General features: G+C 67.2%; 10 protein-coding genes. 9 read left to right on the forward strand and 1 reads right to left on the reverse strand.

Annotated features, from left to right (window positions below):
* The first annotated feature begins 15 nt into the window (after positions 1–15).
* The 5 genes from murD to murB all read left to right on the forward strand — a co-directional run bounded on the left by murD (position 16) and on the right by murB (position 6,433).
* Entirely contained in the window at positions 16–1,428 is a 1,413-nt protein-coding gene (gene murD / locus VRZ08_RS18080) for a UDP-N-acetylmuramoyl-L-alanine--D-glutamate ligase (protein ID WP_414533405.1), read from the forward strand.
* 211 nt (positions 1,429–1,639) lie between these two features.
* Complete coding sequence (gene ftsW, locus VRZ08_RS18085) at positions 1,640–2,782, forward strand: putative lipid II flippase FtsW (RefSeq protein ID WP_107345308.1); 1,143 nt, start codon at positions 1,640–1,642, stop codon at positions 2,780–2,782.
* Between the two features lie 4 nt (positions 2,783–2,786).
* A complete protein-coding gene (gene murG / locus VRZ08_RS18090; RefSeq protein ID WP_414533406.1) occupies positions 2,787–3,887 on the forward strand; it encodes an undecaprenyldiphospho-muramoylpentapeptide beta-N-acetylglucosaminyltransferase in 1,101 nt (366 codons plus the stop codon).
* Positions 3,888–4,023: 136 nt separating this feature from the next.
* Positions 4,024–5,427, forward strand: a complete 1,404-nt coding sequence (murC, locus tag VRZ08_RS18095) for a UDP-N-acetylmuramate--L-alanine ligase (RefSeq protein ID WP_414533407.1) — start codon at positions 4,024–4,026, stop codon at positions 5,425–5,427.
* 76 nt (positions 5,428–5,503) lie between these two features.
* Positions 5,504–6,433 carry a UDP-N-acetylmuramate dehydrogenase gene (gene murB / locus VRZ08_RS18100; RefSeq protein ID WP_414533408.1) on the forward strand — a complete coding sequence of 310 codons (930 nt, stop codon included), beginning with the start codon at positions 5,504–5,506 and terminating at the stop codon, positions 6,431–6,433.
* Positions 6,434–6,491: 58 nt separating this feature from the next.
* Here murB and VRZ08_RS18105 read toward each other — a convergent pair whose 3' ends face one another.
* A complete protein-coding gene (locus tag VRZ08_RS18105) occupies positions 6,492–7,313 on the reverse strand; it encodes a DUF4239 domain-containing protein (RefSeq protein ID WP_107356339.1) in 822 nt (273 codons plus the stop codon).
* A gap of 229 nt (positions 7,314–7,542) precedes the next feature.
* Here VRZ08_RS18105 and VRZ08_RS18110 point away from each other — a divergent pair, with 229 nt between their 5' ends.
* From VRZ08_RS18110 to ftsA, 4 genes are all read left to right on the forward strand, one after another.
* A complete protein-coding gene (locus VRZ08_RS18110; RefSeq protein WP_414533409.1) occupies positions 7,543–8,871 on the forward strand; it encodes a glycosyltransferase family 87 protein in 1,329 nt (442 codons plus the stop codon).
* Between the two features lie 109 nt (positions 8,872–8,980).
* Positions 8,981–9,970 (forward strand): D-alanine--D-alanine ligase family protein, encoded by a 990-nt coding sequence (locus VRZ08_RS18115; RefSeq protein WP_414533410.1) that lies wholly within the window; start codon positions 8,981–8,983, stop codon positions 9,968–9,970.
* A gap of 317 nt (positions 9,971–10,287) precedes the next feature.
* Positions 10,288–11,277: a cell division protein FtsQ/DivIB gene (locus tag VRZ08_RS18120; protein ID WP_414533411.1), complete on the forward strand. Its 990-nt coding sequence runs from the start codon at positions 10,288–10,290 to the stop codon at positions 11,275–11,277.
* A complete protein-coding gene (gene ftsA / locus VRZ08_RS18125) occupies positions 11,274–12,596 on the forward strand; it encodes a cell division protein FtsA (RefSeq protein ID WP_107345301.1) in 1,323 nt (440 codons plus the stop codon). The genes VRZ08_RS18120 and ftsA overlap by 4 nt, the downstream gene beginning before the upstream one ends.
* The last annotated feature ends 35 nt before the right edge of the window (positions 12,597–12,631 follow it).

Genomic DNA, 12,631 nt, shown 5'->3' on the forward strand with positions numbered 1-12,631 from the left:
CATCTGGAGTCCGGCATGATCCCCGTCACCTCTTTCGCCGGTCAGTCGGTCGCGGTGTTCGGGCTCGGCGGGTCGGGGCTGGCGAGTTGCCATGCGCTGAAGGCTGGCGGCGCCGAAGTGATCGCGTGCGACGACAATCTCGACCGCATGGTCGAGGCGGCGCAGGCCGGCTTTATCACCGCGGATCTGCGCAATCTGCCCTGGACCAATTTCGCCGCGCTGGTGCTGACGCCCGGCGTGCCGCTGACGCATCCGGCGCCGCATTGGACGGTGTTGAAGGCGCAGGAGGCGGGCGTCGAAGTGATCGGCGACGTCGAACTGTTCTGCCGCGAGCGCAAGGCGCATGCGCCGCACGCTCCGTTCGTCGCCATCACCGGTACCAACGGCAAGTCGACCACCACGGCGCTGATCGCGCATCTGCTGCGCGAGGCCGGCTGGGACACCCAGCTCGGCGGCAACATCGGCACCGCGATCCTGTCGCTCGAACCGCCGAAGGACGGCCGCGTCCACGTGATCGAGATGTCGTCGTATCAGATCGACCTGACGCCATCGCTCGATCCGACCGTCGGCATTCTGCTCAACGTCACCGAGGATCACATCGATCGCCACGGCACCATCGAGCACTACGCAGCGGTGAAAGAGCGGCTGGTTGCCGGTGTGCAGGACGGCGGCACCTCGATCATCGGCGTCGACGATGAGTTCGGCCGCGCCGCCGCCGACCGGATCGAACGCACCGGCAAGCGCGTGGTGCGGATGTCGGTGCTGGGGCCGGTGACCTCCGGCATCACCGCCGATCTTGAAACCATTCGCCGCGTCGACGGCGGCACATCCACGGAAGTCGCCAAGCTCGGCGGTATCGGCTCGCTGCGCGGGCTGCACAACGCACAGAACGCGGCTGCGGCTGCGGCTGCGGTGCTGGCGCTCGGCGTCTCGCCGCAGGTGCTGCAGCAGGGTCTGCGCAGCTTCCCGGGCCTCGCACACCGGATGGAGCAGGTCGGCCGCCAAGTCAGCGAGAAGGGGACGACGCTGTTCGTCAACGACTCCAAGGCTACCAACGCGGATGCGGCTGCGAAGGCGTTGTCGTCGTTCGGTGAGATCTTCTGGATCGCCGGCGGCAAGCCGAAGACCGGCGGCATCGAGAGCCTGGCCGAGTATTTCCCGCGCATCCGCAAGGCCTATCTGATCGGCCAGGCCGCTCAGGAATTCGCCGCCACCCTGGAAGGCCGTGTGCCGTACGAGATCAGCGAAACGCTGGAAGTCGCGGTGCCCGCCGCGGCGCGCGATGCCGCGGCGTCGGCATTGGCTGAGCCGGTGGTGCTGCTGTCGCCGGCCTGCGCCTCGTTCGACCAGTTCCGCAATTTCGAACTCCGCGGCACCAGGTTCCGCGAACTGGTGACGGCGTTGGAGGGTGTGCACCCCATCCCCTGATGTCATCGCCCGCGCAGGCGGGCGACCCAGTATTCCAGAGCGTTTTGATTGAAGAGATAGGCTCTGGGATACTGGATCCCCGCCTTCGCGGGGATGACGGATTGCTGAGCGGCAAGCCTCCTGTTCACATCCTCGATTCCGCGCCTTCGCATTAACCCCCTGGCAACCACGTGGGCGCACCAATGGGCGACCTCTTTGCCCAGGATCGCCGATGATCTCCCGTGACCAACGCACCCCGTTCAGCGAATGGTGGTGGACCGTCGACCGCGTGCTGCTGGTGGCGCTGATCGCGCTGATGCTGGCGGGCGTGATCCTGTCGCTGGCGGCGTCGCCGCCGGTCGCGACCCGGATCGGGCTCGATCCGTTCCACTTCTTCAACCGTCACGTCCTGTTCCTGGCGCCGTCGCTGATCGTGCTGATCGGGGTGTCGTTCCTGTCGCCGCGACAGATCCGGCGCTCGGCGCTGATCGTGTTCGTGCTGGCGATCGGGCTGATCGTGGCGACGCTGCTGTTCGGGCCGGAAGTGAAGGGCGCGCGGCGCTGGATCACGCTGGTCGGCATCAACATCCAGGCCTCCGAAATCGCCAAGCCGTCGTTCGTGATCCTGGCCGCTTGGCTGTTCTCCGAAGCGGCGCGGCGGCCGGAGATGCCGGCCACCTCGATGGCCATGATGCTGCTGCTGTCGCTGGTGTCGCTGTTGGTGATGGAGCCGGATTTCGGCCAGACCATGCTGGTGCTGATGGTGTGGGGCGCACTGTTCTTCATTGCCGGCATGCGGATCGTCTGGGTATTCGGCCTCGCCGGCGCCGCCGCGGGCGGACTGTTCACCGCCTATCTGTTCGTTCCGCACGTGGCCGGCCGTATCAAGCGGTTCATGAATCCGGCCTCCGGCGACACCTTCCAGGTCGATATGGCCAGCGAGGCGTTCAGCAACGGCGGCTGGCTCGGCCTCGGCCCCGGCGAAGGCATCGCCAAGCGCAGCCTGCCGGACAGCCACACCGACTTCGTCTATGCGGTGGCGGCCGAAGAGTTCGGCATCGTGCTGTGCCTGGCGCTGCTCGCGCTGTTCGCCTTCATCGTGCTGCGCACGCTGTCGCGCGCCTATCGCAGCGAGGATCTGTTCTCGCGCTTCGCCGCATCGGGGCTGGCGATCCTGTTCGGCGTGCAGGCGGCGATCAACATGGCGGTGAATCTGCAACTGATCCCCGCCAAGGGCATGACGCTGCCGTTCATCTCCTATGGCGGCTCGTCGATGGTGTCGCTGGCCTACGGCGTCGGCATGATGCTGGCGCTGACGCGGCAGCGGCCCAAGACCGAAGTCAATGCGATCGAGGCGGCGGGAAGCTACGCGTGAGGCCATGACCGACGCTCCCCTGATCCTGCTCGCCGCCGGCGGCACCGGCGGCCACCTGTTTCCGGCCGAAGCGCTCGGCGTGGTGCTGATTCAGCGCGGCTACCGCGTCCGCCTGGTCACCGACCATCGCGCCACCCGCTACAGTGGGCTGTTCACCGCCGAGATGACCGACGTGGTGCCGAGCGAGACGGTGCGGGGGCGGACGCCGTGGGCGCTGGCGAAGACCGCGCTGAAGCTCGGCTCCGGCGCGCTGCTCGCCTTCAATCTGATCGGGCGCCTGAAGCCGGCTGCGGTGGTCGGGTTCGGCGGCTATCCGACGCTGCCGCCGCTGCTCGCCGCGACCTGGCGCCGAGTGCCGACGCTGATCCACGAGCAGAACGCGGTGATGGGCCGCGCCAACCGCTTCCTGGCGCCGCGGGTCGACGCTATCGCCACCGGCTTTCCCGGCCACGAGACCGCTTGGCCGGCGCTCGCCGCGAAGATCACCAATACCGGTAATCCGATCCGTCCAGCCGTCGCCGACGCCGCGACTGTCGCTTACGACCCGCCGGTCGCCGGCGGTCCGCTGCGGGTGCTGGTGTTCGGCGGCAGCCAGGGCGCGCGGGTGATGGCCGACATCGTGCCGCCGGCGCTGGAGAAACTGGATCCGGCGCTGCTTGGCCGGCTGGTGCTGACCCAGCAGGTCCGCGACGAGGACATGAGCCGCGTCCGTGCGGTGTATGACCGTCTGCAGCTGAACTGCGAGCTGGCACCGTTTTTCACCGATCTGCCGCAGCGGCTGGCGTCGAGCCAGCTCGTGGTGTCGCGCTCCGGTGCGGGGACGGTGGCTGAACTCGCGGCGATCGGCCGGCCCGGCATCCTGGTGCCTCTGCCGGGTGCACTCGACCAGGACCAGTTCGCCAATGCCGGCGTGCTGACCGCGGCCGGCGGCGCGCTGCGCATCGTTCAACCGGATTTTACCCCGGACCGGCTGGCGGCCGAGATCACCGCGCTGGCCGCCGATCCGGCCAAATTGCCCCAAATGGCCGCCGCGGCGCGCCAAATTGGCCGTCTGGACGCCGCCGAACGCCTCGCCGACGTCGTCGGACGGGTCGCGAAGGTCTAAGGCCGGGCGGACGAAAACCTCGCAACGGCGCATTTGCCGGACTTGTCCCGGCCATCCCCGTCTTGCATGAAGTGACCCTGAATCGGAAATGCCCGTGACCATCCGGGCACGACCAGCAACGATAGAGACCCTCCCCATGAGATTGCCGCGCCATATCGGACCCATCCACTTCGTCGGGATCGGCGGTATCGGCATGAGCGGCATCGCCGAGGTGCTGTGCAATCTCGGCTACACCGTGCAAGGCTCCGACGCCTCGGAAAGCGCCAACGTCAACCGGCTGCGCGAAAAGGGCATCCAGATTCACGTCGGTCACCAGGCCGACAACATCAAGGGCGCCGACGTGCTGGTGGTGTCGACCGCGATCAAGCGCGACAACCCCGAACTGCTCGCTGCGCGCGCGCAGCGCATTCCAGTGGTGCGCCGCGCGGAGATGCTGGCGGAGCTGATGCGGCTGAAGAGCTGCGTCGCGATCGCCGGCACCCACGGCAAGACCACCACCACCTCGATGGTGGCGGCATTGCTCGACGCCGGCGATCTCGATCCGACCGTGATCAACGGCGGCATCATCAACGCCTACGGCACCAATGCGCGGCTCGGCGGTGGCGACTGGATGGTGGTCGAAGCCGACGAGAGCGACGGCACCTTCCTCAAGCTCCCTGCGGATGTCGCGATCGTAACCAACGTCGATCCCGAACATCTCGATCACTTCAAGACCTTCGACGCGGTGCAGGACGCGTTCCGCAACTTTGTCGAGAACGTGCCGTTCTACGGCTTCGCAGTGATGTGCATCGATCATCCGGTGGTGCAGACGCTGGTCGGCAAGATCGAAGACCGCCGCATTATTACGTACGGCGAGAACCCGCAGGCCGATGCGCGGCTGCTCGATCTTGCAGCCAGCGGCGGCGGCTCGACCTTCAAAGTCGCGTTCCGCGATCGCAAGGCCGGCACCGCGCACGAGATCGCCGATCTCAAGCTGCCGATGCCGGGTCGTCATAACGCGCTCAACGCCACCGCTGCGATCGCCGTGGCGCACGAGCTCGGCCTGTCCGACGACACCATCCGCAAGGCGCTGGCGAATTTCGGCGGCGTGCGCCGTCGCTTCACCAAGACCGGCGAGTGGAACGGCGTCACCATCATCGACGATTACGGTCATCATCCGGTCGAGATCGCCGCGGTGCTGAAGGCGGCGCGGCAGTCGACCTCGGGCAAGGTCATTGCCGTGGTGCAGCCGCATCGGTTCAGCCGGCTGCAGTCGCTGTTCGAAGAGTTCTGCACCTGCTTCAACGATGCGGATGCGGTGATCGTCGCCGACGTCTATCCGGCCGGCGAAGCGCCGATCGAAGGCGTCGACCGCGATCACTTCGTGCTCGGCCTGCGCGCCCATGGCCACCGCGACGTCGTCGCGCTGCAGGATTCCGCGTCGCTCGCCGGCGTCGTCGCCGGCCTCGCCCACAGCGGCGACTACGTCGTCTGCTTAGGGGCCGGCAACATCACCCAATGGGCCTACGCACTGCCCGGCGAATTGAAGGCGCTGGGTTGATGTTGTTCTGGCCGGACGTTGAATCCTCTTCATGGCCGGGCTCGGCCCGGCCATCCACGTTTGTGGCCTTAAACGTATGAGTTTTCCCGATCTCACGCCCGACCTGAAAGCCGCGATGCCGGAGCTGCGCGGGCGGTTGCTCGGCAACGAGCCGCTGGCGCCGTTGACGTGGTTTCGCGTCGGCGGGCCGGCGCAGGTGCTGTTCACGCCGGCCGACGAGGATGATCTCGGTTACTTCCTGTCACGGCTGCCGGTCGAGATTCCGGTGATGTGCCTCGGGCTCGGCTCCAATCTGATCGTGCGCGACGGCGGGCTGCCGGGCGTCGCGATCCGGCTGTCGCCGCGCGGCTTCGGCGAGCATCGCGTCGAGGGTGAGGTGGTTCATGCCGGAGCCGCCGCGCTCGACAAGCGCGTGGCCGAAACCGCGGCTGCGGCGCAGCTCGGCGGGCTGGAATTCTACTACGGCATTCCCGGCTCGATCGGCGGCGCGCTGCGGATGAACGCAGGCGCCAACGGCCGCGAGACCAAGGACGTGCTGATCGACGCCACCGCCTATGATCGCAGCGGCACGCGCAAACTGTTCGACAACGCCGCGATGCAGTTCTCGTATCGCCACAGCGGCGCCGATCCTGCGCTGATCTTCACCTCGGCGCGGCTGCGCGGCACCCCGGCGACGCCGGATCACATCCGCGCCAAGATGAACGAGGTGCAGGCGCATCGCGAGCTGGCGCAGCCGATCCGCGAGAAGACCGGCGGCTCGACCTTCAAGAATCCGCCTGGTCAGAGCGCGTGGCGCCTGATCGATGCCGCCGGCTGCCGCGGCCTCAGAATCGGCGGCGCGCAGGTCTCGGAGATGCACTGCAATTTCCTGATCAACACCGGCGAGGCCACTGCTGCCGATATCGAGACGCTGGGCGAGACCGTGCGCTCTCGCGTCAAGGCGCAGTCCGGCGTCGAGCTGCAGTGGGAAATCAAGCGGATCGGCGTCGCGCCCGAGCAGAGCTGAGCCGCCGGCCGCACGCGATCAACTCAGCAAACGCGCAAGGCGTTGGGCGTGCCTTGCCTCATGGCTTTTGAGGGTGTGGAATCGGCACCGCGTTGGGAGGTAGTTGGGGCGTATCCGGCAGCGACAGCACGTGCTCGAGCGGAATCGAGGACACCTGGAACACGCCGCTGAACGGATCCTCCTGCAGCGCGATCAGCCCGAGTGCGACGATCGCGCCGGTGGCGAACACCGACAGGGCCGCCGACATGGGCCGCGGCTTGTCGAGATGCACCAGCGCGATTGCCGCCTGAGTGATGACGCCGAGGAGCAGAACGGAGATCCATTTGAGGTCACTGGTCCGGTCGATCGACAGGCTGATCCGGGTATTGCGTGCGGTGCCGGCGCGCACGGCGGAGCTGAGCAACGCCACGTGCACCGCCGCGCCGGAGTCCCGGGTGATCGCCGGCGAACTGATTTCAGTCAGCATCTGATCATAGGCGAGGTTGGTCCGCGGCGAGGCGAGGCCGTTTACGGTCGGCCATTCGTCCTTGAGTACCGTCGCCACATAGTTCTTCAGCGCGACGCGGATGGCTTGCATGTCCGACACCGAGGCGACGCTGAGCGTATAGACATTCTGCAGTTCGCCGGCCTCGGTCTGCACCGCGCGCGACGCCTGGCGATTTCGTTCGGCGACATCGTAGCCGAGGAAGCCGGTCAGCAATCCGAACAGCACCGCCACCGACGAGAAGAACGGCGCTACCACGCCCTGCAATCGCGCGATCGGCCCGCGCAGCGGCGAGACGAACACCACCACGATCAGTACGGCGGCCACGCCATAGTACAGCAGCGCCAGCGTCGCGAAGGTTCCAAACGGCGGAAGGTCGAGCCAATCTCGGATCATCTGTGTCTCTTTGTTTCTCCGCAACGGCGCGAAACGGCACCGACGCAGGACCGCCGGAATCACGCTGCAACACCCTGCAAACGCGTCCGACTTTGGCGGTTTTCGCCGCCATCGTCCACGGCCAGCGCGCGAGGGGTTTGGCTGCCCTGCACGTATGCTGGTCTAGTGCCACGGTTCCGCCAGACCGCTGCGGCCATGTGCTCGGCGACGGCTGAGGAGACATCCTGCCTTGTATTCGCAATTTGCGCCGCGCCTGCGACAGCTTCGCTGGTACGAGATCGTGCTGATCGCTACGGTCGCGGCGGCGCTGTGCATCTATCTGCCGATCGTGGTGAAACGCTCGGCGGTGCAGGGCTTCGGCGACGTGCAGGTGTTCTTCCGCGCCGCCTGGGCGGTGTGGACCGGCTATCCGCTGTATGAAGTCGCCGATCATCACGGCTGGACCTATCACTATCCGCCGACCTTCGCGCTGCTGATGGGACCGTTCGCCCATCCGCTCGACGGCTTCCCCAAACCGGAGTGGGCGCTGCCGCTGCCGCTGTCGGTCGCGACCTGGTACGTCTTCAGTGCCGCCGCGATGCTGGCGGCCGTCGATCTTTGGGCGCGTGGGCTGGAACGTGCGCTGCCGCCGTCACTCGATCAGACCGGTTGGAGCGCGTGGTGGCTGCTGCGGCTCGGGCCGGTGGTGGCGCTGCTGCCGTTCTTCGGCGACGGGCTCGGCCGCGGCCAGCCGAGCGCCGTGGTGCTGCTGACCATGGTGGCATTCCTGGTGCTGTACTTGCGCGGCCGCATCTACCTTGCGGCCTCTGCGTTGGCGCTCGGCTTCACCATCAAGCTGTTTCCGCTGGCGCTGCTGATCTTCCCGGTGTTGCGCCGCGATTTCCGCGCCGTGCTCGCCACCCTCGGCTTCAGCGCGGTGTTTCTGTTCGTGGTGCCGACGCTGTGCCTCGGCCCGGCCGAAGTGGTGAAGCTGTATGGTGCGATGTGGACCGAGCATCTCAGCGGCATCTTCACCGGCGTGCCCAATCCGAAGATCGCCGACGAGATCACCTTCACGTCCTACGATATGCTCAGCATCGGCGCGATGCTGGCGCGGATCGCCGCCGGCGGTCTGCCCGAGACCGACACCCTGCCGCGCTTCGCCACCATCGGCCAGCTCGTGTTCGATGCGGTGGTGATCGGCGCGCTGGTGTGGCTCGGCCATGACCGGTTCTGGCGCCTGAAAGGCCCGCAGCCGCCGCTCGGCACGTCGCTACTGATCGGCGGCGCGCTGCTCAGTGCGGCGCTGCCGGTGATGCTGTCGGTGTCGCAGCCCAACTACGTGGCGTTCGCGGCGCCGCTGATCGCGCTGGTGCAGTTCGAAGTCTGGCGGCGGCGAGGGCGGGTGTGTGTGGTGCCGGCGTTGATCGCCTGGTCGGGCGTGATGTGGCTCGGCATGATCGCGACCGAAGGCGGGGTGTGGCAGCCGCTGCGGGTGGTCGGTTTGACCACGCCGGCGCTGGTGGTGCTGCTGCTGTGGGGCTTCGCCTCCCTGCGGCGCGCAGCCGCGCCGCCGTAACGCCGCTTCTCCGAATCGGCCAAATCGGCAAAATGACGCCGCGCGCCGGGTCCGCGGGACGCAGCAGCTTTTCTTCGACTTCAACAGGGACCGCGCGGCGGATCGACCGATGCGACACACCATTCTGTTCGGCGGCACCAGCAAAGAGCGCTTGGTGTCGGTCGCCTCGGCGCAGGCGCTGCACAGCGCGCTGCCGGACGCCGATCTATGGTTCTGGAACGACGACGACCGCGTCCATGCCGTTTCGGCGCAAGCGTTGCTGGCGCACGCCCGGCCGTTCGAAGAGGCTTTCGTGCCGGACGGCGAGGACGTCGGCCCGCTCGAAACCGCGCTCGATCGCGCCGCGGCCGAGCAGCGGCTGCTCGTGCTGGGCCTGCACGGCGGCGCCGCCGAGAACGGCGAGTTGCAGGCGATGTGCGAACTGCGGCGGGTGCCGTTCACCGGCTCGGGCTCGGCAGCTTCGCATCTGGCTTTCGACAAGGTCGCCGCCAAGCATTTCGCGGCGATCGCCGGTGTCCGTACCGTGAGCGGGATCGCGCTCGCCGATGCCGAGGCAGCGCTCGAAACCTACGGCCGGCTGATCGCCAAGCCGGCCTGCGACGGCTCGAGCTATGGGCTGTTCTTCGTCAACGCCAGGCAGGACCTGGTCGCGGTGCGCCATGCCGCCAAGACCGAGGATTATCTGATCGAGCCGTTCGTCGCCGGCGTCGAGGCGACCTGCGGCGTGCTCGAAACCGAAGACGGCTCGCTGCGCGCGCTGCCGCCGATCGAGATCGTGCCGGCCGACGGCGGCTTCGACTACACCGCGAAGTATCTTGCCAAATCGACCCAGGAGATCTGCCCCGGCCGGTTCGCCCCCGAGATCGCAGCCGCCATTATGGACTACGCCGTGCGGGCGCACCGGGTGATGTCGTGCCGGGGCTACTCGCGCTCCGACTTCATCGTCGGCAAGGATGGCCCCATTTTCCTGGAGACCAACACGCTGCCCGGACTCACCAAAGCCTCGCTCTATCCCAAGGCGTTGAACGCGCTGGGAATCCCCTTCGTCGACTTCCTTAACGGGCAGATCGCGCTGGCCGAGCGCGCCGTGCGGAGCTGACCGGACGCCCTCCCGGTTCCATCTGGAGGCCTTGGCGGAAAGTCGCGTTTTCGCCGCAAATCCTTCTCCGGACGCAACAAATTCGGGTCTGCGCAGGCCTGCTTTACGATTTGTTTACCAGGAGGGCCGAAGGTTAACGCTGGCGGCGCATCCTGGCGCTCGGCTGTCGTGGCGTAAGCCGGGCGGAGCTCTTTATCCGTTTCGGTTTGCATTTCAGGCAGACGGTCCGGCCCGCAGGGCGGGTCCGGAACCACCGAGACGTCACCTGCGCCATTGCCCGGAGTAGGCGCGGGCGCAACGTGTAACGAGCTTTTGCAATGGACGGTGGAGGGCGCCTCGCCCGGTCGTCAAGACTGTCGAGGCTTCAGTCTGACCTGAAGGCGGTCGCCCACGCGGTGGCTGCGCTGCTGCGCGAACGCCGTTCGCGCAAGAAGCAGGCGCGGCCGCAGCGTTTGGTGCGTCCCGAGCCGTCGCGCGGTGTGATCGCCGTGCTGGAGCGCTGGCTGCCGCGTCGCGTCGGCGTCGCTTTCACCGCGCTGATCCTGCTCGGCAGCGCCGGCATGGGCATCGTCAAGGGTGGTCATGTCGACGAGTTCGTTCAGGCGCTGGACGACACCCGCAACGGCGCCGCCAATCTCGCCGGCTTCCGCATCAAGCAAGTCGCGATCGCCGGCCGCAAGCAGCTCACCCAGGACGAGATCCTGGCGATCGGTGGCATTACCGGCCGGTCGTCGCTGCTGTTTCTCGATGCCGCCGCGGTGCGCGACAAGCTGAAGGCGAACCCGTGGATCGCCGACGCCACCGTGCTGAAGTTCTATCCGGGCGAACTGCAGATCGACATCGTCGAGCGCACGGCATTCGCGCGCTGGCAGCTCGACGGCCATATGTCGGTGATTGCCGATGACGGCGCCGTGCTCGAGCCATATGTGGCGCGCCGCTTCCTGTCGCTGCCGCTGGTGGTCGGGAAGGGCGCCGGCGAACGAGCCAAGGATTTCATCGCGCTGTTGCAGCGCTATCCGCAGGTGTGGTCGCAGACCCGCGCCGTCGCCCTGGTCGGCGAACGGCGCTGGAACGTCTGGCTCACCAGCGGTCTCGTCATTCGCATGCCCGAGCACGACGTCGGCAACGCGCTGACGATGCTCAGCCAGCTCGATCAGGACGACAAGCTGTTCTCGCGCGACATCACCGCGATCGATATGCGGCTGCCGGACCGTCTGACGGTGCGGCTGTCGGACGCCGCCTTCAAGGCGCGCGAAGAGCTGTTCAGCAAGGACAAGAAGTCCAAAAAGAAGGCTGGTGACGCGTGACCGTCTTCGATCGTACCCAGACGCCGAAGACACGGCCGATTGCGCCGCATCGCACCGCGATGGTGGCGTCGCTCGATATCGGCACCAGCAAGATCGCCTGCATGATCGCGCGGCTGAAGCCGTGCCCGCCGCAAGAGGCGCTGCGCGGCCGCACCCATTCGATCGAACTCGTCGGCTACAGCCAGATCCAGTCGCGTGGCGTCAAGGCGGGCGCGGTTGTCGACATGGCCGAATGCGAGAAGGCGATCCGCCACGCCGTGGCGCTGGCCGAGCGCATGGCCAAGGTGCGGGTGGAGTCGGTGCTGCTGTCGGTCTCCGCCGGCCGGCTGCAGGGCCAGCTGATCGAAGCCACCTCCGACATCAAGGGCGGTGCCGTCACCGCCGAAGACATCAGCCGCGTCACCTCGACCGGCATGCACCACGCCACCGGCATCGGTCGTGCTGTGCTGCACGCGCTGCCGGTCGGCTACACGCTCGACGGCGTCAAGGGCATCCGCGATCCGCGCGGCATGGTGGCACGCCAGTTCGGCGTCGACATGAACGTCGTCACCACCGACGCCACCGTCGCCAAGAATCTGATGCTCGCGGTCGAGCGCTGCCACCTCAATGTCGAAGCGATGGCGGCGAGCCCGTATGTCGCCGGGCTGTCGATGCTGACCGACGACGAGGTCGATCTCGGCGCCGCGCTGATCGAAATGGGGGCTGGTACCACGACGATCGCGATCTATTCCGGCGGTCGCTTCGTCCATGCGAGCGGATTTGCGGTCGGCGGGCATCACATCACGATGGATCTCGCCCGCGGACTCGGTGCGTGCATTGCGGATGCCGAGCGAATCAAGACGTTATATGGCACGGTGCTAACTGGCGGTTCCGATGCGCGCGAGTTGATGTCGATCCCGGCCGCCGGGGACGAGCGGGATAGCCCGCAAGTGATCTCCCGCGCCACGATCGCGAACATCATCCGGCATCGGGCCGAGGAGATTTTTGAGATGGTCAGGGACCGGCTGGCGGAGTCGCCGTTTGCGGCAGAGCCCCGGGCGCGTGTGGTGCTGAGCGGCGGTGCGTCGCAGCTCACCGGCGTGCCCGAGCTCGCCACGCGGATTCTCGGCCGCTCGGTCCGTGTAGGCCGTCCGCTCGGCGTCGGCCGTCTGCCGAACGAAGCCAAGAGCGGCTCGTTCGCGGTGCCGACCGGTCTTCTGGTCTATCCGCAGTTCGCTCACCTCGAGCACATCGAACCTCGCCACACCCGCCACATCCGGGCCGACGCCCATGCCGGTTACTTCGGCAAAGTCGGCCGCTGGCTGCGCGAGGGCTTCTGATGACTCTTTTCCGCCCCCTTCCGCTTTCACAGATT

Source organism: Rhodopseudomonas sp. G2_2311, assembly GCF_047501505.1.
GTDB lineage: Bacteria > Pseudomonadota > Alphaproteobacteria > Rhizobiales > Xanthobacteraceae > Rhodopseudomonas > Rhodopseudomonas palustris_H.